Consider the following 23,681-nt stretch of genomic DNA (forward strand, 5'->3'; position numbering starts at 1 on the left):
GACGTTTTTCAGGTTCCGGATGCGGCGGAATGGAATTTAATATTCCGGCGGTAACGGGGAGCCCTAGGAAAAACCGCATGTTCTCGGGCTTTAAGGCCTTAAATTTTCGGTAATGAACGTGGTTCTGTTTTATGTGGTCACGCTCACCGCTGCGCAGCACCCCTCCGATTTGCACCGCCCCGCCAACCCGTGTATAGTTTTTCCTTGTCGCCACGAGCCGGACGGAACAACAACCAACCGGAACAAGGCGGCGAAACCCCCGGAAAATCAAGGTTTTCCACACCATGTGTGGACAACTTGGAATTGAATGGGAATCAAAGAATACTGATTTGAATCACAAAGAATCGATTTGACTTTCAGAATTCAATGATTATAGAATATGAATATAACGCTGGACGATATCGCCTCCTTGAATGGGTGGCGGAGAACCGGTAAGTGTTTGTTGTTTGAGAACTCAATAGTGTGCCAAGTTTGTTGATACCAAATTATTTTTTGTTTGGTGAATACGAAACATTTTGCTTGGGATGATGCACCCCCGTGTGTTGTTCCAAGTGTTTTTATTCGCCAGGATTTATACATCACGTGTGGCCCCGTCTTTTTCCGGTGGGGTTGTGGTGGCTTTTTGTTTTTTATGGAGAGTTTGATCCTGGCTCAGGATGAACGCTGGCGGCGTGCTTAACACATGCAAGTCGAACGATGAAGCCCAGCTTGCTGGGTGGATTAGTGGCGAACGGGTGAGTAACACGTGAGTAACCTGCCCCTGACTCTGGGATAAGCCCGGGAAACTGGGTCTAATACCGGATATGACCATGGGACGCATGTCTTGTGGTGGAAAGATTTATCGGTTGGGGATGGACTCGCGGCCTATCAGCTTGTTGGTGAGGTAATGGCTCACCAAGGCGACGACGGGTAGCCGGCCTGAGAGGGTGACCGGCCACACTGGGACTGAGACACGGCCCAGACTCCTACGGGAGGCAGCAGTGGGGAATATTGCACAATGGGCGCAAGCCTGATGCAGCGACGCCGCGTGAGGGATGACGGCCTTCGGGTTGTAAACCTCTTTCAGTAGGGAAGAAGCGAGAGTGACGGTACCTGCAGAAGAAGCGCCGGCTAACTACGTGCCAGCAGCCGCGGTAATACGTAGGGCGCAAGCGTTATCCGGATTTATTGGGCGTAAAGAGCTCGTAGGCGGTTTGTCGCGTCTGCCGTGAAAGTCCGAGGCTCAACCTCGGATCTGCGGTGGGTACGGGCAGACTAGAGTGATGTAGGGGAGACTGGAATTCCTGGTGTAGCGGTGAAATGCGCAGATATCAGGAGGAACACCGATGGCGAAGGCAGGTCTCTGGGCATTTACTGACGCTGAGGAGCGAAAGCATGGGGAGCGAACAGGATTAGATACCCTGGTAGTCCATGCCGTAAACGTTGGGCACTAGGTGTGGGGGACATTCCACGTTTTCCGCGCCGTAGCTAACGCATTAAGTGCCCCGCCTGGGGAGTACGGCCGCAAGGCTAAAACTCAAAGGAATTGACGGGGGCCCGCACAAGCGGCGGAGCATGCGGATTAATTCGATGCAACGCGAAGAACCTTACCAAGGCTTGACATGTTCCAGACCGCCTCAGAGATGGGGTTTCCCTTCGGGGCTGGTTCACAGGTGGTGCATGGTTGTCGTCAGCTCGTGTCGTGAGATGTTGGGTTAAGTCCCGCAACGAGCGCAACCCTCGTTCCATGTTGCCAGCGGGTTATGCCGGGGACTCATGGGAGACTGCCGGGGTCAACTCGGAGGAAGGTGGGGATGACGTCAAATCATCATGCCCCTTATGTCTTGGGCTTCACGCATGCTACAATGGCCGGTACAATGGGTTGCGATACTGTGAGGTGGAGCTAATCCCTAAAAGCCGGTCTCAGTTCGGATTGGGGTCTGCAACTCGACCCCATGAAGTCGGAGTCGCTAGTAATCGCAGATCAGCAACGCTGCGGTGAATACGTTCCCGGGCCTTGTACACACCGCCCGTCAAGTCACGAAAGTTGGTAACACCCGAAGCCGATGGCCTAACCACCTTGTGTGGGGGGAGTCGTCGAAGGTGGGACTGGCGATTGGGACTAAGTCGTAACAAGGTAGCCGTACCGGAAGGTGCGGCTGGATCACCTCCTTTCTAAGGAGCTAACCATTTTTTTGGTGCCCATGTCTGGACCCGAGTGTGGTTCGGGTGGGTTGCTCAAGGGTGGAATGTCAATGAACTCAACATCGGGAAACGGGTTTTCGAAAGGGCTGCCATGGTGGTGGTGTTTTCGGGGGTTCGGGTGTTGGCATGGTTTGTGTTGTGTGGTGTGTGTGGTTTAGTACGCAGTGCCGGCTCCTTTGGGGGTTGGTGGTGTTGGAAGGGCGCGCATGGTGTGTGATGCGAATGGGTATGTTTGGTGCACTGTTGGGTTTTGAGGCAACAAGCCTCCTGGCTGTCTTGCTCCTTGTGGGGTGGGGTGGTTGGGTGCTTGGTGTTTCGGTGTTTGTCCTGTGTCTGCTGCATGGTGTCCTGGTGGCTGGTCTTTTGGCTGGTTGGGGGTGTTGTGTGGGGGTGCGGGGTTGTTGTTTGGGAACTGTATAGTGAACGCGAGCATCTTGCAGACAAGATGAGTTGCATGTGCCTGTCCTGGGTGTGTGTGGTGTTTGAGTCTTGTTTGTAGTGATTTTGTTGATTGTTTTATAGCTCAATTTTGAGAACTTTGTTTTGTGTTGAAGTTTTTAAGGGCGCACGGTGGATGCCTTGGCATCAAGAGCCGATGAAGGACGTGGGAATCTGCGATAAGCCTGGTGGAGTCGATAACCGGACGTTGAGACCAGGATTTCCGAATGGGGAAACCCCGCACCATGTTATGTGGTGTGACCTGCAGCTGAATGTATAGGCTGTGTGGAGGGAACGCGGGGAAGTGAAACATCTCAGTACCCGCAGGAAGAGAAAACAATAGTGATTCCGTTAGTAGTGGCGAGCGAACGCGGATGGGGCTAAACCGGTTGGTGTGTGATAGCGGATAGGCGTTGCATCATCGGGGTTGTGGGGTCCACATGTACCAGTTCTATCTACGCTGGTGGGATGAGGTGCAGGCGTATAGGTGAATCGGTTGGAATGCCGGACCAGAGAGGGTGATAGTCCCGTAGGTGTAATGCGTGTCTGCCGTTCTTTGTGTGGATACCCGAGTAGCACGGGGCCCGTGAAACCTTGTGTGAATCTGCCAGGACCACCTGGTAAGCCTGAATACTACTTGATGACCGATAGTGAATCAGTACCGTGAGGGAATGGTGAAAAGTACCCCGGGAGGGGAGTGAAATAGTACCTGAAACCGTGCGCTTACAATCCGTTAGAGCCATGCCTTGTGTGTGGTGATGGCGTGCCTTTTGAAGAATGAGCCTGCGAGTTAGTGTTACGTCGCGAGGTTAACCCGTGGGGGGAAGCCGTAGCGAAAGCGAGTCTGAATAGGGCGAGTGAGTGGCGTGATCTAGACCCGAAGCGAAGTGATCTACCCATGGCCAGGTTGAAGCGTGTGTAAGAGCGCGTGGAGGACCGAACCCACTTCAGTTGAAAATGGAGGGGATGAGCTGTGGGTAGGGGTGAAAGGCCAATCAAACTTCGTGATAGCTGGTTCTCCCCGAAATGCATTTAGGTGCAGCGTTGCGTGTTTCTTGCTGGAGGTAGAGCTACTGGATAGGCGATGGGCCCTACAAGGTTACTGACCTTAGCCAAACTCCGAATGCCGGTAAGTGAGAGCGCAGCAGTGAGACTGTGGGGGATAAGCTTCATAGTCGAGAGGGAAACAGCCCAGAACGCCAACTAAGGCCCCTAAGCGTGTGCTAAGTGGGAAAGGATGTGGAGTTGCTGTGACAACCAGGAGGTTGGCTTAGAAGCAGCCACCCTTGAAAGAGTGCGTAATAGCTCACTGGTCAAGTGATTCCGCGCCGATAATGTAGCGGGGCTCAAGCACACCGCCGAAGTTGCGTCATTCAAATGTTTATCTGGCCTTCGGGTTGGGTGTTTGGATGGGTAGGGGAGCGTCGTGTGGACGGTGAAGTCGCGGTGTAAACCAGCGGTGGAGGCCACACGAGTGAGAATGCAGGCATGAGTAGCGAATGACGGGTGAGAAACCCGTCCGCCGAATGATCAAGGGTTCCAGGGTCAAGCTAATCTGCCCTGGGTTAGTCGGGACCTAAGGCGAGGCCGACAGGCGTAGTCGATGGATAACGGGTTGATATTCCCGTACCGGCGAAGGACCGCCCATACTGAGCGATGGATGCTAACCATGATGGATCATGGCTGTTGCGCCCTTCGGGGTGTTGGCTGTGTGATGTGGTGGGAACCGATGTTGTGAGGTCAGCGTATTAACAGGTGTGACGCAGGAAGGTAGCCGAGCCAGGCAATGGAATTGACCTGGTCCAAGGGTGTAGGAAGAACGGTAGGCAAATCCGCTGTTCATTGTTTCTGAGACCTGATAGGCGCCCCGTTTGTGGGGTGATTCGGTGATCCTATGCTGCCTAGAAAAGCATCGGCGCGAGGTCCCAGTCCGCCCGTACCCTAAACCGACACAGGTGATCAGGTAGAGAATACTAAGGCGATCGAGAGAATCATGGTTAAGGAACTCGGCAAAATGCCCCCGTAACTTCGGAAGAAGGGGGGCCTGCCCCGTGAAGAGGATTGACTCCTTGGAGGCGGGTGTGGGCCGCAGAGACCAGGGGGAAGCGACTGTTTACTAAAAACACAGGTCCGTGCGAAGTCGCAAGACGATGTATACGGACTGACTCCTGCCCGGTGCTGGAAGGTTAAGAGGACCGGTTAGCACACTTGTGTGCGAAGCTGAGAATTTAAGCCCCAGTAAACGGCGGTGGTAACTATAACCATCCTAAGGTAGCGAAATTCCTTGTCGGGTAAGTTCCGACCTGCACGAATGGAGTAACGACTTCCCCGCTGTCTCAACCATGAACTCGGCGAAATTGCAGTACGAGTAAAGATGCTCGTTACGCGCAGCAGGACGGAAAGACCCCGAGACCTTTACTATAGTTTGGTATTGGTGTTCGGTGCAGCTTGTGTAGGATAGGTGGGAGACTGTGAAGCTCGGACGCTAGTTCGGGTGGAGTCATCGTTGAAATACCACTCTGGCTGTACCGGTCACCTAACTTCGGACCATGATCTGGTTCAGGGACAGTGCCTGATGGGTAGTTTAACTGGGGCGGTTGCCTCCTAAAATGTAACGGAGGCGCCCAAAGGTTCCCTCAGCCTGGTTGGCAATCAGGTGTTGAGTGTAAGTGCACAAGGGAGCTTGACTGTGAGAGTGACAGCTCGAGCAGGGACGAAAGTCGGGACTAGTGATCCGGCGGCACCTCGTGGAAGGGCCGTCGCTCAACGGATAAAAGGTACCTCGGGGATAACAGGCTGATCTTGCCCAAGAGTCCATATCGACGGCATGGTTTGGCACCTCGATGTCGGCTCGTCGCATCCTGGGGCTGGAGTAGGTCCCAAGGGTTGGGCTGTTCGCCCATTAAAGCGGTACGCGAGCTGGGTTTAGAACGTCGTGAGACAGTTCGGTCCCTATCCGCTGCGCGCGTTGGAAATTTGAGAAGGGCTGTCCTTAGTACGAGAGGACCGGGACGGACGAACCTCTGGTGTGTCAGTTGTACTGCCAAGTGCATCGCTGATTAGCTACGTTTGGAAGGGATAACCGCTGAAAGCATCTAAGCGGGAAGCCTGCTTCGAGATGAGATTTCCATCCACCTTGTGTGGGTGAGGCCCCCAGCTAGATTACTGGGTTGATAGGCAGGATGTGGAAGCAAGGACCAAAGACTTGTGTAGCTGACCTGTACTAATAGGCCGATGACTTACAACACACTATAAGATGGTGTGTCGACAAAATTCATTTTTTTGCTGTTCGCGTTCACTATGCGGTTACGAGACAACAACCTCGAACCTGAAGAAGTTTTTTTGCAGGACGAGTGCTGGATCACCTGGTGGTTTGTGTGCTTCGTGATTGTTACGGCGGTCATAGCGTGGGGGAAACGCCCGGTCCCATACCGAACCCGGAAGCTAAGGCCCATTGCGCCGATGGTACTGCACTCGTGAGGGTGTGGGAGAGTAGGTCACCGCCGGACTTAACTTGAAGATGTGTGGTCCTGGACTTGTGTCTGGGGCCGCACGTGGTTAACGGGGAGGCTCCGGCACTGTGTGTCGGGGCTTTCGCTGTTTAACGGGGTTGGTGTTGGGGTGGCGTGGGGGAGTGGTGGCTTCCCCTTTTTCCTGCTTTAAAAAGGGAATGAAGCAACATACCCGGAGTGGTTGGTGAGGGATGCGCTATACCGCGTAGCGTAGAGACCATGGACACGCTTTTCTACGCGCACCGGGGCAGCTCCCACAAGTTCTCCGAGAATACCCGTGCAGCCTATCTGCAGGCCATTGATGAGGGAGCGGATGGGATAGAGTGCGATGTCCACCTGACCCAGGACGGGATCGTCGTATGCCACCACGATCCGACCGTGGACCGTACTTCGGATGCAACGGGACTGGTTTCAGGGCTTACCCTGTCGCAGATGAAAGCCATGGACTTCACCGGTGTCATCCCGAGCCTGATTCCAGAAGACTACGGGCGGGAGAACGAGCAGCTGCTGAGCTTGGCTGAACTCTTCGAGATCCTCGAGGAACGGAGCCGACCCATTGGTTTGGCCATTGAGATCAAGCATCCCAGCCCGTTCGGACACCTGCTTGAAGACGGGGTGCTCAAGGTCCTGGCCGACAACCACTTCGATCCTTCGACCGGTACGGCGGGCAGCAAAAGCCAGATAGCCGTCACCCTCATGAGCTTTGAACCGGAGTCGCTCCGGTATCTGTCACGCACCGTGAACAAGGATCTGCTCTGCCAGCTGATTACCGAGGTGGATGCGTCGTGGGTGGATGAATTGGTTTCAACCGGCCAGATGGGGCGTGCGGCGGTGTACGAGGTGTTGTACCGCTCGGTGGCCGAAGGGATCGAGTTCATCGACCAAGGCGGCGTCGGAATCATCGGGCCCGGTGTCGCGTGGACGAGGGCCAACGAGAAGATCGTACGTGAATGGCTTGAACGCGGGCTGACGGCCAGGATCTGGACTGTTGACCGGCCCGCCGATGCCCAGTACCTGGTCAACCTCGGCGTAACCCAGCTGACGAGCAACCGGCCTACTGAACTACGCAGGGAATTGGAACAGAACTAGGAACCATGAGCACGGCAACAACGCAAGAAAATCTATATCTGCGAGACACCTACGTTTTTGAAGCGCAGGCGCAGGTTCTCGCTGCAGGCATCGACGATGACGGAGCATGGATCGCACTCAGCCCGAACATCTTCCACCCGAGAGGCGGCGGGCAGCCCGAAGACAACGGAACCGTGAACGGTCTCCCGGTCAAGGCAAGCCGCAACGAGGTCGGCCTGGTGATCCTCCATGGCATCCCGGCGCTGGAGCCCGGCGCCACAGTGCATAGTTCAATCGACAAGCAGCAGCGCCTGCTGAACGCTGCCCTGCACACCGCGGGCCATGTTGTGGGTTTTGCCGGGGAAGCCCGCGGCTGGCAGCACAAGGGCCATTCGCATTTCCCGGGGCAGTCGCGATTGGACTTCGACCCGGCCAGCGTTGACATGCCCCTGGCTGATGAAGAACAGCGCGCTGCGGCCAGGGCCTGGTTGCAGGAACGTGTGGACGAACTGCTGGCCGGGGGCGGAGCCATCGAATCCAGCATGGATGCCGACGGGCTGCGCACCGTGCACATCGAGGGCGTCAACGCCGAGCCATGCGGCGGCACCCATGTCAGCCACGTAAACCAGTTGGCAGGTGTGCTCATCAAGGAAGCCAAGGTCAAACGCGGCGTGTACAAGGTCAGGTACGATGCCCGGCATGCTGAGTAGCCGGCTCACCCCCGCGACGAAGATGGGCCTGTCCATCGCGATCGCGACGGGCCTCTACGGAATCTCCTTCGGCGCGCTGTCCATCGCCGCGGGGCTGAATCTCTGGCAGACCATTGCCTTGAGCGCACTGATGTTCACCGGAGGGTCGCAGTTCGCCTTCATCGGCGTGATCTCGGGCGGCGGTGCGGCGTCGGCCGCATTCTCCGCCGCGTCGCTGCTGGGCATCCGCAACGCCGTGTACGGCATGCAGATCAAGCAGGCGCTGCGGCCCCGGGGCCGGCATGTGCCATGGATGGCGCAGGTGACCATCGACGAGTCGACGGCAGTCAGCTTGGGGCAGGCGGACGCGGATGAGAAGCGCCGCGGGTTCTTCAGCGCCGGGGTCGGGGTGTACGTGCTGTGGAATTTCTTCACCATCGCCGGGGCACTGCTCGGAGAACGCATGGGCGATCCCGCGGCCTGGGGTCTGGACGGGGCCGCGGTGGCGGCGTTTATCGGCCTGCTGTGGCCGCGGCTGAAAGCCATGGAGCCGGTGCTCGTCGCGCTGGCCGCCGCGGTGGTCACCGCGATCGCGGTTCCGTTGACGAGCCCGGGATTGCCGATCCTCATTACCGCTTCCTGCGCCGCGGTCTATGCGTTGGCGACCGGACGCCGGAGCAAGCCGGCCACCGAGCACGGAGAGTTGCAGAACGTACGGGAGGACCGGGCATGAGCGAACTGAGCTGGTGGATCCTCGCAGCCTGCCTGACCGCCTATGCGATCAAGATCTGCGGCTACTTCGTTCCGCGCAAGGTCCTGGATTCGCCCACGATGTCCCATGTGGCAGCCACACTGACCATTGCGCTGCTGGCCTCGCTGGTCACCGTGAACGCGTTCACCTCGGGGCAGGAACTGGTCATTGACGCGCGCATCGGCGCGCTGGCCGCGGCCATCATCGCGCTGATTTTCAAGGCCCCGTATCTGGTGGTGGTGATTGCCGGCGCACTGGCCGCAATCCTGCTGCGTGCTACGGGATTGGCCGCCTGATACCCCGCGGCCTGGCCAGGGCGCGGCCGCGGGGCGCCGCACGGCCGGATCAATCCGGTGTGCGAGTGGTGCGCCAGTAGCTGTTGATGGCGATGCCCAGGGACACCAGCAGGCAGAGCCCGCCGAAAGCCGCGAACGCGCCGGACAAGCCGGCCAGCGCCGGGGTGATGGCCAGGGCGAAGGCTGCGATGGCCAGGAAAACCAGCAGCAGTATCGTGATCCGCTGCCTCCGCATGACCTGTTCTTCATGTGTCATTTCCTGCCCCTTCCCGGTAGTTCCCACCGCAAACTGTGAGGAGGAGTGGCTGTGCCAAAGGAAGTGACGCAGTCACCGCATCCTTCTTTCACCATAACAGCGAGTGCGGTTTACGGACAGGGCTCCCGAATCTCCCGGCGGCGGCGCAACACGTTAGGAGTTTCCCGTCCCCCGGTGGGACAGTGGACTCATGATCATGGCTTTCTCCGTTGCCCCCAGCACCGAGAACCCGAACGCCTCCGTGCGCGGGGCGGGCGCCGAGGCCGTGAAGATCATCCGGGAATTGGGCCGGCCCCACCGCACGAGCTCCATGTTCACCAACACACGACGCCTGGGACAGGGTAAGAATCTGACCCTGGCCGCAGGCCTCTGAGAAAGGATTCTCCCATGATTGTCGCATTCTCCGTCGCTCCCTCCGGCACCGGCAGCAACGCCGACGGCTCCGTGCACGATGCTGTCGCCGCGGCCGTGAAAGTCGTCCGCGACTCCGGCCTGCCCAACAGGACTTCGAGCATGTTCACTGAGCTTGAAGGCAGCTGGGACGAGGTCTTCGACGTCGTCAAGCGGGCCACCGAGGCCGTCGCGCCGTTCGGCTCGCGGATCTCGCTCGTGATCAAGGCTGACATCCGCCCCGGATACACCGGTGAGATCGACGGCAAGCTGGAGCGCCTGGAACGCGCCATCGACGAATTCGGGGCGTAGCCGGGGTGCCGGGCAATTGCCGGGCTTCGAGTAGCCCTGCCGCGGCTGTGCAAAGGCTAGGTTATTGGGGTGATCCCTGCACTTCCCGGAGTATCAGGAGTACCCTGAACTCGAAAGACCCTGTACCGGCTGCGCCGGAAAGCCGCCCGCCGATCACCAGCTGATCAACGAGGGGTTCCCGAGCGCGCCGAGGGCCGGCTCCTGCGCGGTTCGCCTCAACGGGTGGCCGGTTCGCGGGGGCGGTATGCTGCACCAGGCAGCCGGGAACGTGAGGAGAACCAGAGATCATGATCCACCATCTGGCAGACCGTGAGAGCCCTGCAGTCGACGACTACCTGAACGAGGCCCTCGGGCTGGAAGTTCCGGAGCTGGAAGCCGGGCGGGAGCATGCCCATAATGCCGGGTTGCCGCGCATCGAGGTGAGCACCGCGCAGGGCAAGTTCCTGCAGCTGCTGGTGGAAATCTCCGGCGCCGCGCGGGTCCTTGAGATCGGTACGCTCGGCGGCTACTCGACCAGCTGGCTGGCCCGGGGCGTCGGGCCGCGGGGCAAGGTGGTCTCCTGCGAATTCGAGCCGCTGCATGCATCCATTGCCCGCGAGAACCTTGAGCGTGCAGGGCTGTCGGACCGGGTCGAGATCAAGCTCGGCGCCGCCCAGGGAACGCTGGAGCGGCTGATCGGCTCCCGCGGTGCGCCGTTCGACCTGATTTTCATCGATGCCGACAAGCGGAACAACGTGGTGTACCTGGAGCGCGCCTTGAAGCTGTCCCGTTCTGGAACGGTGCTGGTGCTGGACAATGTCATCAGGGCAGGTCAGATCCTCGACGATCCGGCGCAGCACGGGCTGCAGGAAGCGGACTTGCGGGGAGTCCAGGAATCGTTGCGCTGGCTGCGGGAGGAACCGCGGGTCTCGGCCACGGCGCTGCAGACCGTCGGGTCCAAGGGCTGGGACGGCTTTGCGCTGGCCCGTGTGCTGTAGCCGCGGGGTCTAGCTGCGCGAGGACTCGCGGAAGCTCAGAAAGTAGTCGCCTTCCGCCTCGTCATCGGCGCTGGGTTCTTCGAAGGGCGGGGATTTCATGACCAGCAGGTACGCGGCCAATCCGCAGAGCAGGCCGACAACTGCGCCGGTCCAGCCGGCGTACTGGGTATCGCGCAGCAGCCCGCCGGCCGCCGGGCCGATGACCATGGGCACGACATAAAAATAGGACCCCGAGGAGGCAGGGCCCCAGAAACGCTCCAGCTTGGCCAGCGTGCTGAACCCGAGCACCAAAACCAGGCTACCCAGCAGGATGACCCAGAAACTGGGGGACAGGCTGACTATCAGGGTCAGGCTGGCGATTACGCCACCAGTCAACGCTGCGAACGACTGGTTCCGACGCACAGACTGGCCCCTTTCCCTCAATAGGTTGTAGATATTAGACCATCCTGTCAAAAACCGGCCGCGTCCGCAATCGTACTTAAGTAGGAGGGCGCGGTGCGTTCCGGGGCTGCGCCGCCGCCCTGCCGTAGTGTTGGTAGAGTGCCTGAACTGAAAGATTATCGAATCCGCCCGGCAACCGCCGCGGATGTGCGCCCGGCGTTGGAAATGAAGCTGGCTGCCTGGCGGCAGGCCTACAGCGGGTTGCGCGGGGATGAATTCTTCGCCTTCCACGAGGAACAGCTCGAGGGCCAGGTGGCCTGGTGGGAGCGCGGCCTGGCCAACGGCGCCGGGTTCTGCATTGCCGAGGACGTCGACGGGCGGATCATCGGGTTGGCCGGCGGAACCCCCGTCATCGACGAGGACCGGGATGCCGGCGTGGACATTGAGCTGGGCATGCTTTACATCCTGGCCGACTACTACGGATCCGGCCTGGGGGCGCACCTGCTCCAGGTGGTGCTGGGCCAGCGCCCGGCACTGGTCTGGGTGCTGCAGGGCAACGAGCGTGCCGTCGCCTTCTACCGCAAGCACGGCTTCGAGCTCGACGGGGTCAGCGAGGAGCTCACCGGGTCGTGGAACGGGCTGACCGAGCTGAGGATGGTGCGCCGCAATGGCTAAGGACGCCGCGCCGACGCTCACGGGAAGCTACCCGATCGACACCGGGCTGGCGGAGATCGAATCCGACCCCTACGGCGCCAACCGCTACATCCTGAAGGTCAACGGGGTGCCCTCCTCGCACGTGGACCTGGACGACCCCGGCTACCTGGACTTCGAGTACATGCGCTGGATGGAGCCGATTTTCCTCGAGGGCTACCCGCCGGAGGACTACGACGGCCGGGCCCGCAAGCTGCGGGTGCTTCATCTGGGCGGCGGGGGCTGCTCCATGGCCCGTTGGGTCGCCTCGCGCTACGAGAACGCCCGCCAGGTCGTGGTGGAGCTGGATGCCAAGCTGGCCGAGCTGGTGCGCACCAATTTCCAGGTGCCGCGCGCCCCGCTGGTGCGCCTTCGGGTGGGGGATGCCGTGCAGGTGCTGCCCACGCTGAGCGAGAACAGCCGCGACGTGGTCATCCGCGACGTGTTCGCCGGCAGCACCACCCCGCGCCAGCTGACCACCGTCGGCTACGCCCGCCACGCCCAGCGGGTGCTGGACGCGGGCGGGGTGTACATCCTGAACTGCGGCGACACCGCGGACCTGGCCGGGGCGCGAGCCGAGGCGGCGACGCTGCTGTCCGTGTTCAAGCACGTGGCGCTGATCGCCGATCCTCCCATGCTCAAGGGCCGGCGCTACGGGAACATCGTGTTCCTGGCCGGCGACGAGCCGCTGGCCCTGGGCCCTGCGTTTGAGCGCAGCCTGCGCACCGCGCCGCTGCCCGCGCAGCTGGTCTCCGGCGCTGCCGTCGCGCGCTTCGCCGGATCCGCCGCACCCATCGAGGACTAGGCCGCCGGCTGCCCTGCGCCGCGCCGGTAGCTTGAACCGTCGGCGGCGCGCAGCAGCAGGCCGTGGTCCACGAGGTAGCGTCGGATCAGCGCGGTGTCCGGGTGGAAGACCCGCAGCCGCTCGTTGACCTGGTCCTCGCGCAATTGCTCGTCCCCGCCGATGACTGCATCGCGCAGATAGGCCATGACCTGCATCCGGTCCGCCGGCTTGGCCGGCAGCGTGTGCAGCTTCGTCCCGTCGAAGAAGCGGTTGATGCCGCTGCGGTCGGCCTTGGCTGCGCCCGCGGCGGCCAGGGTGTCGCCCAGCAGCTGCTCGTTCAGCTCCCAGGCGCCGGTCTGCCCGCGGCGCAGCAAGCCGATCTGCTCCCAGCGGGCCAGGTCCTTGGAGCTGCGGGCCCCGGCTGCGCCGCGCTCCGGGTCCTGCCCGGTGAGCACCTGGCCCAGCAGCTCGCGCATCGCAGGGTTCTTCAGCCCCGCGGCCACCTGGATCCAGACTCCCGCCGTGGAGGCCCCCGGCGCCTTGTTGTGATCTGCCATACCCCCATGCTAGCGAAGCGGCGGGGATCTCCCGGGAACGGCAGCGGCCCGCCCCGAAGGAATCGGGACGGGCCGCGGCGGCGTGCTGAAGGGGTCCGCTTACTTGACCCCGGCCCAGGTCTCGATCAGGCCGATGCCGAAGAACAGCACGAACGCGGCGGCGACGACCCACATCAGCGGGTGGATCTCCCGGGCTCGGCCCTGGGTGGCGCGGATGAACACATAGGCGATGAAGCCGGCGCCGATGCCGTTGGCGATCGAGTAGGTGAACGGCATCAGGATGAAGGTCAGGAAGGCCGGCAGCGCAATGCCCCAGTCGTTCCAGTCGATCTTGGTGATCTGGCTGATCATCATGAAGCCGACGACCACGAGCGCCGGGGCGACGGCTTCGAACGGCACCAGGTAGATCAGCGGGCTGAGGAACATCGCCACGATCATCAGCAGGCCGGTGACCACCGAGGCCAGGCCGGTGCGCGCGCCCTCGCCGATGCCCGCGCCGGACTCGACGAAGATCTGCGCCGAGGAGCTCGAGGTGCCGCCGCCCACGATGGCGCCGGCGGCGTCGACCAGCAGGACCTTGTCCACGTTAGGGATCTGGCCGTCCTCGTCCATCACGTCGGCCTCGGCGGCCAGTCCCACCATGGTTCCCATGGCGTCGAAGAAGATCGACAGCAGGATCACGAAGGCCAGCAGCGATGCGGCGGTCGGGCCGATCTTGGCGAAGGCACCGAACAGGCTCACCTCGCCGATCAGCGACAGGTCGGGCAGGTGCCAATCAGGCAGGGAGGGGACCACCAGCGACCAGCCGTTGGCTTCGGACTCGCTGACATGGAAGACCGCTTCGAAGATGTTGGCGATGACGGCCGAGACCACGATGCCGATCAGGATCGCGCCCTTGACCTTGCGGACGACCAGTGCCATGGTCAGCAGCAGGCCGATGATGAAGACCAGGATCGGCCAGCCCATCAGCTGGCCGTCGAAGCCCAGGCCCACCGGGACGGTGGTGTGCGCGGCATCCGGGATGCGCTGCACGAAGCCCGCGTTGACCAAGCCGATCAGCGCGATGAACATGCCGATGCCCACCACGATCGCGGTCTTCAGGCCCGCGGGGACCGCGTTGAACACCGCGGTGCGGAACCCGGTGAGCACCAGCCCGAACATCACGATGCCGGCGATAACCACCAGGCCCATGACATCGGCCCAGGTCAATTCCGGGTTGGTGGTCACGGTGATGGCAACGAAGGCATTCACGCCGAGGCCCGTGGCCAGCGCGAACGGGTGTCGGGCCCAGATGCCCATGATGATGGTCAGGACGCCGGAGACGAGGGCGGTCACTGCGGCCACGCGCTGGATCCCCAGTTCGCCGCCGGAAGAATCGGCGCCGGAGAGGATCAGCGGGTTGAGCACAACGATGTAGCTCATGGCGAAGAACGTGGCGATGCCGCCGCGCAGTTCGGTGGAAAAGGTGGAGCGCCGCTCCGAGATCATGAAGTAGCGGTCAAGGCGTTCACGCATACTACTGGCAGGCGCTGTTTTCGTGGAGGAGGACATAGGAAAATTCTAGGTGCTTTCAGGCTCATTCCAATACCCAAATGGAATCTGAGTAGGCTGTGCGTGAAATCTTTAGATCCAACTCACACGATGGCGCACCAACGAAGTACATTGGGTGTAAGGGGCATCACGCCCAAGTGAAACGGTAAGTAGTTGAGGAGCGGGTCTGATGAGTGACGAAGCACCAGTCGCAGCCGAAAAAATCGAAGGTATCGTTGTCGGCGTCGATGGATCGCAGCAGAGCAAGTGCGCACTGCGCTGGGCCGAACGCGAAGCGGTGCGCCGCGGAAGCGTCCTGAATATCGTTTCGGCCTACACCATTCCGGTTTTCGCCGCCTCGTCCATGGACGCGGGCTACTCGACCCTCGATGACGACCTGATCCGCGGCGGCGCCGAAGACATCGTGCGCCAGGCCCGCAAGGAGCTGGAAAACAGCGAAGCCACCATCCGCACCTACATCGAATCCGGAGACCCGTCGGGTGTGCTGCTGGACTTGAGCAAGGATGCCGAGCTTGTGGTGGTCGGCACCCGCGGCCGCGGCGGATTCGTCGGCCGGCTGCTCGGCTCGGTCTCCTCGGCCCTGCCGGCGCACGCCAAGTGCCCGACCGTGGTGGTTCCGCTGGCGGTTGCCAAGGAACTGGAAGGCGACGCAGCAGCCGCTGCAGCCGCCGCGCGCAAGTCGATCGTGGTCGGTGTCGACGGTTCGGACCGCGCCCGCGCCGCGGTGCTGGCCGCCGCGGACGCCGCCATGGCCAGTGACCTGACCCTGCGCCTGATTTGCGCCGTCGCCCCGGTGGGTGCCGCGCTGGCCTGGATGCCTGCCACGGTGGACCAGGAAGCGGTGCTGGAGGACGTGCGCTACCAGATGAGCGTCGGTGTGGCCTGGTTGACCTCGCACTACCCGAACCTGAAGATCGAGACCGACGTGATCAGCGGCCCGCCGGTCGAGGTGCTGATCCGCGAATCCGAGCATGCAGTGCTGACCGTGACCGGCTCACGCGGCCGCGGCGGCTTCGCCGGCATGCTGCTGGGCTCGACCTCCCAGGGCGTGCTGCACCACTCCAAGGGTCCGGTCATGGTGGTTCCGGATTCGGACGATCCGCGTCTGGCGGACCGGAAGAACTTCGATACCCGCGCCGATGACTAGCATCTAGGCCGCGGCACCAACCCGACGTGCCCCCGGGGAGCAATCCCCCGGGGGCACGTTGCCGTTTGCATCGGAAAATAGCAGAACACCCGCAGGGATTCCCTGCGGGTGTTCTGCGAGGCCTGCTCCTAGTAGCGGGCGGCCTTCGAATGGAGGTTGTTCACCCAGCTGAGCGGGGTGACCGAGATGCCTGCATTCGGGTTGCGGGCATGGACCACCTGGCCGTTGCCGATGTAGATGGCCACGTGGTAGAACGAGGATCCGCCGTTGGAGGAGGAGAACACCAAGTCGCCCGGGCGCAGGTTGTTCAGCGATACGTACTGCGGGGCAGCGAAGAACTGCTGGGTCGAAGTGCGCGGCAGGCTGATGCCCGACTGTCCGAATGCCCTTTGGGAGAAGCTGGAGCAGTCGAAGGCGCTCGGGCCGTTGGCGCCGTACACATAATACTTGCTGTTGTCGCTGGCGGTCTTCATGGCCCACGAAATTGCGGCACCGTAGCTGCGTCCGCCGCCCTGCGGGGCAATATCCTGCTCCTGCTTGGGAGCTTCGGTCTTCTCCGGCTTCGGCTTCGGCTTTTGGGTGGCCTTGGGGGTTTCCTTGGGCTTTTGGGTGGCCTTGGGGGTTTCCTTGGGCTTTTGGGTGGCCTTGGGAGTTTCCTTGGGCTTCTGGGTGGCCTTGGGGGTTTCCTTCGGCTTCTGGGTAGCCTTGGGGGTTTCCTTCGGCTTCTGCGTGGCCTTAGGGGTCTCCTTCGGGGCCGGGGTTTCCTCAGCCTTTGGAGTTTCGGCAGGCGCCTGGGTCTCTTCGGCCTGCGGGGTTTCGGTCTTCTGTGGCTTCGGAGCGCTCTCCGGCTGCGGAGCCGCAGTCGGGGTGGCGGTATCCACGGTGTCCAGCGGCTGGGCCTCAGGCTTTGGCTTCACAGTTGGCTTGGCCGTCGACTGGTCGACTTCCAACTCCTGCGGCGCATCCACGGCCAGCGGCTGAATGGTTCCGGTCTGGCTTGGCTTGATGACCGGCGCGTCCTCGGCGCTGATGGTTTCCTGCAGCGCGGTTTCGCGTTCTGCCTCTTCTTGTTCCTCGACCTGCTTGCGGACCTCGGCTTCTTCCTGGTCCTTCAGACCGGCCAAGTTGCTGATCAGCTCGTCGCGCAGTTCCTGCTCGGGCTTGATGGAGGACTGGTAGGCGGCCAGAGTGCTGTTGGCGGTCGACGCGGAGGCATCGTAGTTCGCTGCGGCTTCATTCGCTGCGCTTTGCGCGGCATCTGCATAGGATTCCCAGGCGGAGACCAAGGCTTCTGCCTCGGTCGCCGAGTTGACGGACTGGACCTGCTGCTGGCTGAGGGTGTCAATCGTGGCGGCCTTGTAGAAAAGGTCGTTCGAGTCATCGCTGTTCAGCAGGATGCCGAGCGTGGAGTTCCCGGCGCCGTTGCGGTAGATGTCCGAAGCGATGGCACCCAGATCGGTCTGGCTCTGCTCGAGGTACTGCTTGGCGTACTCCAGCTGCTGGACGGCCTTCTCGGCGTCGGCGGTGCGCAGGTCGCGCTCCTCGCCTGCGGTCAGCAGCGACTCCTGGGCTTCTGCGGCGGCGGTCTCTGCCTGGAGCAGCTCGGCACGGCTGGAGGCGAGCGAGGCTTCCAGACGCGCGATCATCGCGTTCGTGGAGTCCTTATCCTTCTTGGCTTCCTCGATCTCTGCGGCGCTTGGCAGGCCGGAAGCCGAACGCTCGGCTGCGATCGATACCGTGGTCGAGAATGACGTAGTGGTTGCTGCTGAAGCGGGGGCTGCTCCGGCGAGGCAGGTGACTGCCAATGCAAGAGTGCTCGCTGCAACGCCGAGCGTGTGGCGATAAGCCATATCGTTCCTCACTAGATCCAAGAGATGACGTTGGGGCAGTTCCAAACCGTGATCATCCAACGTCGTTAGGTCACGATTTGGATAAGCCCCAAATAGCACACTATGCCAACATCGGTACCGTTCGCAACAGTAGTCACACCAGTCACTTGAATTACATTGATGGAATTCTGATCCTGAAAACCACTGTGATGTCGAGCGATATGAAGGAGTGGGTTGAGATTGCAGCCAGCGGAAGCCGACAAAGAACAGTACGCTTCTGTGCTTGTTCGCGATCAGTTCGTTCGTCTGGTGACGAATATGTAACGGTTAACGGCCTCCGATAGCGGGACCAGATTTTTTGCCCCTTAAAAAGAGGCGATGAAATTTGCCGCCACAGCAGATGCCGGAGGCTTGCTCGCGGTCGACTCGGAGGCGTACTGCCCAGTGGCTTGCGCATGCCAAGAGGACTTCGGTGTGAGCTCTGCCACCGCTAGTGATGCTGATGGCCGCAATCTCACCTTGATTTGTGACGCACATCTCAGAAAGAGTTTTTCGGGAAATACCCTCATGACCACCCTAATTCGTGCAGTCTGGCGTCGTCGATACCGAAGTGGTGGGCTACCTCGTGCATGACCGTAATCTTGATTTCCCGGACCACGTCCTCGCGGGTATTGCAGGCCCTGAGTGTGGGATTTTTGAAGATGGTAATGCGGTCGGGAAGTGCTCCGGCTTCCCATCCCTGGTCGCGCTCCGTGAGCGCAACACCGTCGTAAATCCCCAGAATCTCGGTGTTTTCCGGCTCTCCGGGGAGTGGTTCGTATTCGTCTTCAATGAAGAAAACCACGTTGTCCATCATGTCCAAGGCTTGCTGTGGAATCGCGTCAATCGCTTCCTGAACCAGGGCGTCGAACTCGTCGTCGGGCATCTGTAGATCCATGCTTCAAGCCTAGGTCTGAGAGCCGCTTTTGGAATGGCTCGGGAGGCCCCCGGTGCCGATTTTGCGAAAACAAAAAAGCCCACGTATAGTTATTGGAGTCCGCAGCGGAGACGAAAGAAACCGCAGCAGATATAGGCCCCCATCGTCTAGCGGCCTAGGACACTGCCCTTTCACGGCAGCGGCACGGGTTCGAATCCCGTTGGGGGTACAAACAACCACTTTGTGGTTGTCAGATGGAGAAATCCATTGGCTTGCGAAAGCAAGGCCCTGTAGCGCAGTTGGTTAGCGCGCCGCCCTGTCACGGCGGAGGTCGCGGGTTCAAGTCCCGTCAGGGTCGCTCAATTTACTAGAAATAGTAAATTAGGTGTCCAAGTTTGTGACGCCAGGCTCTGTAGCTCAGTTGGTAGAGCGTTCGACTGAAAATCGAAAGGTCACCGGATCGACGCCGGTCGGAGCCACGCAGGCCCTCGGGTAACCGAGGGTTTTACTGTGTGAATTGGGATTTTCCCAAAACACCAGGCCCTGTAGCGCAGTTGGTTAGCGCGCCGCCCTGTCACGGCGGAGGTCGCGGGTTCAAGTCCCGTCAGGGTCGCATTATCTGAAAGCTCCAGTTCGAAAGAACTGGAGCTTTTCTCTTTCCCGGAATTGGCCGCCGGTTCGACAAGGGGTGATCAGTTGGCTCGGCCCAGCTGGCGCGGTCCGATCCATCGATTGCTCAGGCGGCGATAGGCCGCGGCGGCCATGGTCATGTCACCGTCCTCCAGGGCTTGGATTCCATGCAACAGGTCGTTGACTGATTCGTCGGGCCAGACGATTTCCGCCAGCAGCCCGTAGTCCAGTTCGATCAGCGACTGCGGATCGAAGGATTCCAGCCAGCCGCCCAGTGAGCCCAGTTCCTCGAACAGCGGTGCCTGCGGAGCGTGGGTGGCCATGGCCTGCACCGCCCAAGCCAGGCGTTCGATGGCCTGCTCGAAGGGGACCAGCAGGCGTACGTTCCGCAACCGTTCCCCGACGTAGAGGACCTCGCACTCGTCGTCGTCGCGGAACAGGGAAAACCAGCTCAGCGGGATGCCCCAGGTGGAGGTCCGGGTGTGCAGATGGGTCAGGTCCGCAGCCAGCTTGTCCGTATCCACCCGCTGCCCGTTCGCGCGGCGGGCTGCCGGCGGGATCAACAGGTCGAAGACCTCGGCGCGCATGGCTTCCTCCGCCTGCTCCGCGGCCAGCAGGCTCCGAGCCTGGATCTGCGACGGGCAGTAGCGGGTGTGCTCGGCACCTTGGTAATCAAGGAACTTCACGGTGCGGAAGAGCTCCTGTTCGGTGTGCGGAAACGGGTCCGACACTCCGCGCAAGGTGCGCTCCCACAGCTGCTGGTTCTCCAGGGCGTCGATCTGATCCGCGGTGCGAGGCGGTGCGCCGATGATGAGGGACTGGGCCCAATCCTCGAAGGCAGACAGCGGTTCGTAGACGCGCAGGTGCGCGGTCGCCGCCGTGAGGTCGTAGAGGGGCCCAGTCATCTTCATTCCCCTAATCTATCCGTCCAGCTCCACGATTACCGGTGTATGGTCGCTCGCGCCCTTGCCCTTGCGCTCTTCGCGATCGATGCTGGCGCCGGTGACCCGTGCGGTGAGTGCCGGCGAGGTCAGCGAGAAATCGATGCGCATGCCTTCGCCCTTGGGGAAGCGCAGCTGGGTGTAGTCCCAGTAGGTGAACTCGCCCTCGGTGTGCGGGCGAACCACATCGGTGAAGCCGGCATCCTCGAAGGCCGCGAAGGCCGCGCGTTCGGGGGCCGAGACATGGGTCAGCTCGTTTTCCAGGAAGAAGTTGATGTCCCAGACATCCTCGTCCTTCGGGGCGATATTCCAGTCGCCCATAAGCGCGATCTGCGCCTGCGGATCGGCTTGCAGCCAGCCGGCCGCATCCTGCTTGAGGGCGTCGAGCCAGGTGAGCTTGTAACCCATGTGCTCGTCATCCAGGGCGCGGCCATTGGGAACGTAGAGGCTCCAGATGCGCACGCCGCCGCACGTGGCGCCGATGGCGCGCGGCTCCAGGATCGGGTTCTTGCCGCCCTTGCCGAATTCCGGCTGACCGGCGAAGCTGCGCTGCACGTTGTCCAGGCCGACGCGCGAGGCTATGGCCACGCCGTTCCACTGGTTCACGCCGCAATGCGCGACTTCGTAGTCGTTGTTCTCAAACAATTCCCAAGGGAAATTGTCGTCCTTGCATTTCGTTTCCTGGATGGCCAAGACATCCACGTCGGTGCGGCGCAGCCAGTCCTCAACACGGTCGGCTCGGGCACGCAGCGAATTTACATTCCAAGTCGCAATCTTCACTTCTTCAACCTATCAAGTTTGACCGAGCGAGCCACTTCAATTTACTTGGAAGTCCGAGTATATTCGTCTCTGAAGGTGACCCCAATCACGCAAAGGAGAGGCTCTTGTCTGAGATCCTGACGCAACGCCGCGGACATCTGGGGCTCATCACCCTGAACCGTCCGAAATCCCTGAACGCGCTGAATGCGGACATGTGCCACGTCATCATGGATGCGCTGCTGCAGTGGCGCGACGACCCGCAGATCGCGCAGGTGGCTATAGTCGGGGCGGGAGACCGGGCATTCTGCGCCGGCGGCGATATCGTCGCCATCTACCGGGACATCATGGAACGCAACGGATCCTCGGAAGAATTCTGGCGGGTCGAATACCAGCTCAACGTCTTGATCGATGAGTACCCCAAACCGTACATCGCGTTCATGGATGGCATCGTGCTGGGCGGAGGCATCGGCATCTCGGCCCACGGGAGCCACCGCATCGTGACCGAAGCGAGCCGCTGCGGCATGCCGGAAGTAGGCATTGGATTCTTCCCGGATGTCGGGGGCACCCATCTGCTGTCTCGGGCGCCGCGGGCGGCAGGACGCCTGGCGGCGTTGACTGGAATGAAGTTCGGCGCCGCGGACACCGTGGCGCTGGGACTTGCAGATACCTACGTGCCGCAAAAGGACCTTCCTGCCCTGCTTGAGGCGCTGCAGACCGAGCCGGTGGACCGCGCGGTATCGCGCTTCGCTGGAATCCCCGACAGCGGGTACCTGCTTGAAGAGTGGGTCCAGTCCTTCTCCGAGTCGAGCATTCCGGCGGTCGCGGCGGAACTGTCCGCATTCGAGAACCCGCGAGCCGCAGCGGCGCTGGCGGCCCTGGAAGCCGCCTGCCCGAGCTCGGTGCGGCTTGTCGAGGAGCTGCTGCGGGAAGCCGGCGTCGACCTGCGAGCCGACCTGATCCGCGAGTTCCGGGCGGCCGTGCATCGGCTCGACGACCCGGACTTCGCCGAAGGCATCCGTGCCGCGGTGATCGACAAGGATCGGAAACCGCGGTGGAACGAGCCGCTGGATAAGCTCAGCCCCGAACAGCGCACGGCCCGGCATTTCGGGCCGTTGGAGGGAGCCGAATTGGATTTCACCCTGATTGACCAGGGACTACGCGAAAAGAGTGGACGATGAGCAATCTGCCAGTTATTGGATTCCTGGGACTGGGGCACATGGGACTACCCATGGCCATCAACCTCCACCGGGCCGGCTACAAGCTCAAGGGCTTCGACGTCGTCCCCGCGGCGGTGCAGGCCGCGACGGAAGCCGGCATCGAAACGGTCGACAGCGGAGCCGATGCGGCGAAGGGCGTCGACATCGTGCTGACCATGTTCCCCTCGGGACAACATGTGCTGGACGCCTACCGAAGCTACCTGCTCGATACCGCGGCGCCGAATACGCTGTTCCTCGAATGCTCGACCATCGATGTCGCCCAAGCCCGGGAAGCGGCCGAGCTAGCTGTCGCCGCCGGGCATCGCAGCGCGGACGCGCCGGTTTCCGGCGGAGTGGTCGGAGCCGAAGCGGGGACCCTGACCTTCATGCTCGGCGCCGAAGCCGCGGACCTGGCGGAGATCACCGCAGTGCTGGAGCATATGGGCAAGCGTATCGTGCACTGCGGAGGCCACGGGTCGGGGCAGGCCGCGAAAATCTGCAACAACATGCTGCTGGGCATTTCCATGATCGGCGCGGCCGAGGCCTTTGTCCTGGGTGAACGACTGGGTCTGGAACACCAGGCGCTCTACGACGTCATTTCCACGGCCTCGGGCCAATGCTGGTCGGTGACCACCAACTGCCCGGTCCCCGGGCCGGTGCCGGCTTCGCCGGCGAACCGCGACTACCAGCCCGGCTTCGCCGCGGCGTTGATGGCCAAGGACCTGGGGCTGGCGTCCAGCGCGCTGGAGCATACCGACACCGACGCGCAAATGGGCGCCCTGGCCGCGGCGCTCTACCGCAAGTTCAGCGACGAGGGCAATGCCGGCACCGACTTCTCGGGAATCATCAACGCGGTGCGCGAAGGAACGTTATAGGAAGTCGCCCGAGGCCCTGCGGAAGCGCGAGAGGATCTGGAACAGCTCTCGCGCATCCGCGGCCGGCAGGCCGCTGTCGGCGAACAGCTGCTCGTTGAGATCGTCGCGGGCCGCGGCCAGGATATCCGCCCCCTCGGCCGTCAGCTCAAGCAGCCGGGTGCGGCCGTCGGTGGGATGCTGAATCCGGCGAACCAGGCCGGTGGCTTCCAACCGGTCCACGGAATTGGTCAGGCTTGTCGCGTGCACCTGCAGCAGGCGGCTGGCGTGGGTCATGGGCAGCGAACCCCGCTTGGAGAAGCCGAGCAGCGCGAGCACCTCGAAGCGCGCAAAGGTCAGGCCGTGCGGCCTGAGTATTGAATCCGCGCGCTGGAGAAAGATCGAGGCGGTGCGCATGACCGCGGTAATCGCGGCCATGGAGTCCGCCTCGGCATCCCAGCCGTGGGAAACCCACTGTTCGCGGGCCTGGGCAATCGGGTCGCGCGGCAAAGGTGACGACATTTTTCTACCCCCAAAAGAAGACCTAGTCCAACAATATACTTGGACATCCTATGG

General features: G+C 61.6%; 21 protein-coding genes, 4 tRNA genes and 3 rRNA genes. 19 read left to right on the forward strand and 9 right to left on the reverse strand.

All coding sequences use genetic code 11. The annotated features are described in order from the left end of the window. Nucleotides 1–628 precede the first annotated feature (628 nt). The 7 genes from JQN66_RS00875 to JQN66_RS00905 all read left to right on the forward strand — a co-directional run bounded on the left by JQN66_RS00875 (nucleotide 629) and on the right by JQN66_RS00905 (nucleotide 8,938). Nucleotides 629–2,154 (forward strand): 16S ribosomal RNA (locus tag JQN66_RS00875). A gap of 577 nt (nucleotides 2,155–2,731) precedes the next feature. Next, nucleotides 2,732–5,870: ribosomal RNA gene (locus JQN66_RS00880) — 23S ribosomal RNA — on the forward strand. A 144-nt stretch (nucleotides 5,871–6,014) separates the two neighbouring features. Further along, nucleotides 6,015–6,131 (forward strand): 5S ribosomal RNA (gene rrf, locus JQN66_RS00885). Together the 16S, 23S and 5S rRNA genes form the textbook arrangement of a ribosomal RNA operon. Before the next feature lie 222 nt (nucleotides 6,132–6,353). Then, on the forward strand, nucleotides 6,354–7,223 hold the full coding sequence (locus JQN66_RS00890) for a glycerophosphodiester phosphodiesterase (protein WP_204676278.1): 870 nt from the start codon (nucleotides 6,354–6,356) through the stop codon (nucleotides 7,221–7,223). 5 nt (nucleotides 7,224–7,228) lie between these two features. Continuing rightward, on the forward strand, nucleotides 7,229–7,912 hold the full coding sequence (locus JQN66_RS00895; protein WP_204676279.1) for an alanyl-tRNA editing protein: 684 nt from the start codon (nucleotides 7,229–7,231) through the stop codon (nucleotides 7,910–7,912). Beyond that, nucleotides 7,902–8,624, forward strand: coding sequence for an AzlC family ABC transporter permease (locus JQN66_RS00900; RefSeq protein WP_239464092.1), 723 nt, complete (start codon nucleotides 7,902–7,904; stop codon nucleotides 8,622–8,624). Before JQN66_RS00895 ends, JQN66_RS00900 begins: the two co-directional genes overlap by 11 nt. Continuing rightward, nucleotides 8,621–8,938, forward strand: a complete 318-nt coding sequence (locus tag JQN66_RS00905) for an AzlD domain-containing protein (RefSeq protein WP_204676281.1) — start codon at nucleotides 8,621–8,623, stop codon at nucleotides 8,936–8,938. The genes JQN66_RS00900 and JQN66_RS00905 overlap by 4 nt, the downstream gene beginning before the upstream one ends. Nucleotides 8,939–8,987: 49 nt before the next feature. Here the strand turns inward: JQN66_RS00905 and JQN66_RS00910 are convergent, their stop codons facing one another. Then, on the reverse strand, nucleotides 8,988–9,194 hold the full coding sequence (locus JQN66_RS00910; protein ID WP_047118189.1) for a hypothetical protein: 207 nt from the start codon (nucleotides 9,192–9,194) through the stop codon (nucleotides 8,988–8,990). Nucleotides 9,195–9,390: 196 nt separating this feature from the next. On the opposite strand from JQN66_RS00910, the gene JQN66_RS00915 reads away from it, so the two are divergent. The 3 genes from JQN66_RS00915 to JQN66_RS00925 all read left to right on the forward strand — a co-directional run bounded on the left by JQN66_RS00915 (nucleotide 9,391) and on the right by JQN66_RS00925 (nucleotide 10,873). Then, nucleotides 9,391–9,567, forward strand: coding sequence for a YkoF family thiamine-binding protein (locus JQN66_RS00915; protein ID WP_204676283.1), 177 nt, complete (start codon nucleotides 9,391–9,393; stop codon nucleotides 9,565–9,567). Between the two features lie 14 nt (nucleotides 9,568–9,581). Beyond that, complete coding sequence (locus tag JQN66_RS00920; protein ID WP_204676284.1) at nucleotides 9,582–9,896, forward strand: thiamine-binding protein; 315 nt, start codon at nucleotides 9,582–9,584, stop codon at nucleotides 9,894–9,896. A 287-nt stretch (nucleotides 9,897–10,183) separates the two neighbouring features. Continuing rightward, nucleotides 10,184–10,873, forward strand: a complete 690-nt coding sequence (locus JQN66_RS00925) for an O-methyltransferase (RefSeq protein ID WP_204676286.1) — start codon at nucleotides 10,184–10,186, stop codon at nucleotides 10,871–10,873. Nucleotides 10,874–10,882: 9 nt separating this feature from the next. On the opposite strand, the gene JQN66_RS00930 is transcribed toward JQN66_RS00925, so the two are convergent. Next, the gene (locus tag JQN66_RS00930) at nucleotides 10,883–11,275 is read right to left on the reverse strand and encodes a hypothetical protein (RefSeq protein WP_204676288.1); all 393 of its coding nucleotides are present in this window, start codon (nucleotides 11,273–11,275) and stop codon (nucleotides 10,883–10,885) included. Between the two features lie 138 nt (nucleotides 11,276–11,413). Here JQN66_RS00930 and JQN66_RS00935 point away from each other — a divergent pair, with 138 nt between their 5' ends. Next, nucleotides 11,414–11,929: a GNAT family N-acetyltransferase gene (locus JQN66_RS00935; protein WP_188949702.1), complete on the forward strand. Its 516-nt coding sequence runs from the start codon at nucleotides 11,414–11,416 to the stop codon at nucleotides 11,927–11,929. Next, nucleotides 11,922–12,749 (forward strand): spermidine synthase, encoded by an 828-nt coding sequence (locus JQN66_RS00940; RefSeq protein WP_188949700.1) that lies wholly within the window; start codon nucleotides 11,922–11,924, stop codon nucleotides 12,747–12,749. The genes JQN66_RS00935 and JQN66_RS00940 overlap by 8 nt, the downstream gene beginning before the upstream one ends. Here JQN66_RS00940 and JQN66_RS00945 read toward each other — a convergent pair. Both JQN66_RS00945 and JQN66_RS00950 read right to left on the reverse strand, forming a co-directional pair. Further along, complete coding sequence (locus JQN66_RS00945) at nucleotides 12,746–13,285, reverse strand: DUF2087 domain-containing protein (RefSeq protein WP_204676290.1); 540 nt, start codon at nucleotides 13,283–13,285, stop codon at nucleotides 12,746–12,748. The two genes, JQN66_RS00940 and JQN66_RS00945, sit on opposite strands and share 4 nt — an antisense overlap. Nucleotides 13,286–13,384: 99 nt before the next feature. After that, on the reverse strand, nucleotides 13,385–14,800 hold the full coding sequence (locus JQN66_RS00950; protein WP_239464093.1) for an NCS2 family permease: 1,416 nt from the start codon (nucleotides 14,798–14,800) through the stop codon (nucleotides 13,385–13,387). A gap of 205 nt (nucleotides 14,801–15,005) precedes the next feature. Here JQN66_RS00950 and JQN66_RS00955 point away from each other — a divergent pair, with 205 nt between their 5' ends. Next, a complete protein-coding gene (locus tag JQN66_RS00955; protein ID WP_188949694.1) occupies nucleotides 15,006–15,983 on the forward strand; it encodes a universal stress protein in 978 nt (325 codons plus the stop codon). 128 nt (nucleotides 15,984–16,111) lie between these two features. Here JQN66_RS00955 and JQN66_RS00960 read toward each other — a convergent pair whose 3' ends face one another. Together JQN66_RS00960 and JQN66_RS00965 are read right to left on the reverse strand one after the other, a co-directional pair. Beyond that, a complete protein-coding gene (locus JQN66_RS00960) occupies nucleotides 16,112–17,833 on the reverse strand; it encodes a C40 family peptidase (RefSeq protein ID WP_204676293.1) in 1,722 nt (573 codons plus the stop codon). Nucleotides 17,834–18,377: 544 nt separating this feature from the next. After that, complete coding sequence (locus JQN66_RS00965; protein ID WP_204676294.1) at nucleotides 18,378–18,749, reverse strand: metallopeptidase family protein; 372 nt, start codon at nucleotides 18,747–18,749, stop codon at nucleotides 18,378–18,380. Between the two features lie 135 nt (nucleotides 18,750–18,884). Between JQN66_RS00965 and JQN66_RS00970 the strand changes: the two genes are divergently transcribed. From JQN66_RS00970 to JQN66_RS00985, 4 genes are all read left to right on the forward strand, one after another. Then, nucleotides 18,885–18,957, forward strand: a tRNA-Glu gene (locus JQN66_RS00970). Nucleotides 18,958–19,012: 55 nt separating this feature from the next. After that, nucleotides 19,013–19,086 (forward strand) — tRNA-Asp (locus JQN66_RS00975). Between the two features lie 48 nt (nucleotides 19,087–19,134). Then, nucleotides 19,135–19,207 (forward strand) — tRNA-Phe (locus tag JQN66_RS00980). A 60-nt stretch (nucleotides 19,208–19,267) separates the two neighbouring features. After that, nucleotides 19,268–19,341 (forward strand) — tRNA-Asp (locus tag JQN66_RS00985). A 79-nt stretch (nucleotides 19,342–19,420) separates the two neighbouring features. Here JQN66_RS00985 and JQN66_RS00990 read toward each other — a convergent pair. Beyond that, nucleotides 19,421–20,263 (reverse strand): DUF8083 family protein, encoded by an 843-nt coding sequence (locus tag JQN66_RS00990; RefSeq protein WP_204676295.1) that lies wholly within the window; start codon nucleotides 20,261–20,263, stop codon nucleotides 19,421–19,423. Nucleotides 20,264–20,278: 15 nt separating this feature from the next. Then, nucleotides 20,279–21,079: an exodeoxyribonuclease III gene (locus JQN66_RS00995; RefSeq protein WP_204676296.1), complete on the reverse strand. Its 801-nt coding sequence runs from the start codon at nucleotides 21,077–21,079 to the stop codon at nucleotides 20,279–20,281. A 104-nt stretch (nucleotides 21,080–21,183) separates the two neighbouring features. Between JQN66_RS00995 and JQN66_RS01000 the strand changes: the two genes are divergently transcribed. Both JQN66_RS01000 and mmsB read left to right on the forward strand, forming a co-directional pair. Beyond that, entirely contained in the window at nucleotides 21,184–22,236 is a 1,053-nt protein-coding gene (locus JQN66_RS01000) for a 3-hydroxyisobutyryl-CoA hydrolase (protein ID WP_204676297.1), read from the forward strand. Further along, on the forward strand, nucleotides 22,233–23,129 hold the full coding sequence (gene mmsB / locus JQN66_RS01005) for a 3-hydroxyisobutyrate dehydrogenase (RefSeq protein WP_204676298.1): 897 nt from the start codon (nucleotides 22,233–22,235) through the stop codon (nucleotides 23,127–23,129). The genes JQN66_RS01000 and mmsB overlap by 4 nt, the downstream gene beginning before the upstream one ends. Here the strand turns inward: mmsB and JQN66_RS01010 are convergent. Continuing rightward, on the reverse strand, nucleotides 23,124–23,627 hold the full coding sequence (locus JQN66_RS01010; RefSeq protein ID WP_188949679.1) for a MarR family winged helix-turn-helix transcriptional regulator: 504 nt from the start codon (nucleotides 23,625–23,627) through the stop codon (nucleotides 23,124–23,126). The genes mmsB and JQN66_RS01010 overlap by 6 nt on opposite strands. Between the last annotated feature and the right edge of the window lie 54 nt (nucleotides 23,628–23,681).

This window comes from Glutamicibacter protophormiae (assembly GCF_016894325.1).
Classification (GTDB): domain Bacteria; phylum Actinomycetota; class Actinomycetes; order Actinomycetales; family Micrococcaceae; genus Glutamicibacter; species Glutamicibacter protophormiae.

Excerpts from the sequence above, each read along its gene's own strand:
- JQN66_RS00890 (WP_204676278.1), top strand. The coding sequence starts at position 6,354 with ATGGACACGCTTTTCTACGCGCACCGGGGCAGCTCCCACAAGTTCTCC.
- JQN66_RS00895 (WP_204676279.1), top strand. The coding sequence starts at position 7,229 with ATGAGCACGGCAACAACGCAAGAAAATCTATATCTGCGAGACACCTAC.
- JQN66_RS00900 (WP_239464092.1), top strand. The coding sequence starts at position 7,902 with ATGCTGAGTAGCCGGCTCACCCCCGCGACGAAGATGGGCCTGTCCATC.
- JQN66_RS00905 (WP_204676281.1), top strand. The coding sequence starts at position 8,621 with ATGAGCGAACTGAGCTGGTGGATCCTCGCAGCCTGCCTGACCGCCTAT.
- JQN66_RS00910 (WP_047118189.1), bottom strand. The coding sequence starts at position 9,194 with ATGACACATGAAGAACAGGTCATGCGGAGGCAGCGGATCACGATACTG.
- JQN66_RS00915 (WP_204676283.1), top strand. The coding sequence starts at position 9,391 with ATGGCTTTCTCCGTTGCCCCCAGCACCGAGAACCCGAACGCCTCCGTG.
- JQN66_RS00920 (WP_204676284.1), top strand. The coding sequence starts at position 9,582 with ATGATTGTCGCATTCTCCGTCGCTCCCTCCGGCACCGGCAGCAACGCC.
- JQN66_RS00925 (WP_204676286.1), top strand. The coding sequence starts at position 10,184 with ATGATCCACCATCTGGCAGACCGTGAGAGCCCTGCAGTCGACGACTAC.
- JQN66_RS00940 (WP_188949700.1), top strand. The coding sequence starts at position 11,922 with ATGGCTAAGGACGCCGCGCCGACGCTCACGGGAAGCTACCCGATCGAC.
- JQN66_RS00945 (WP_204676290.1), bottom strand. The coding sequence starts at position 13,285 with ATGGCAGATCACAACAAGGCGCCGGGGGCCTCCACGGCGGGAGTCTGG.
- JQN66_RS00950 (WP_239464093.1), bottom strand. The coding sequence starts at position 14,800 with ATGCGTGAACGCCTTGACCGCTACTTCATGATCTCGGAGCGGCGCTCC.
- JQN66_RS00955 (WP_188949694.1), top strand. The coding sequence starts at position 15,006 with ATGAGTGACGAAGCACCAGTCGCAGCCGAAAAAATCGAAGGTATCGTT.
- JQN66_RS00960 (WP_204676293.1), bottom strand. The coding sequence starts at position 17,833 with ATGGCTTATCGCCACACGCTCGGCGTTGCAGCGAGCACTCTTGCATTG.
- JQN66_RS00965 (WP_204676294.1), bottom strand. The coding sequence starts at position 18,749 with ATGGATCTACAGATGCCCGACGACGAGTTCGACGCCCTGGTTCAGGAA.
- JQN66_RS00990 (WP_204676295.1), bottom strand. The coding sequence starts at position 20,263 with ATGACTGGGCCCCTCTACGACCTCACGGCGGCGACCGCGCACCTGCGC.
- mmsB (WP_204676298.1), top strand. The coding sequence starts at position 22,233 with ATGAGCAATCTGCCAGTTATTGGATTCCTGGGACTGGGGCACATGGGA.
- JQN66_RS01010 (WP_188949679.1), bottom strand. The coding sequence starts at position 23,627 with ATGTCGTCACCTTTGCCGCGCGACCCGATTGCCCAGGCCCGCGAACAG.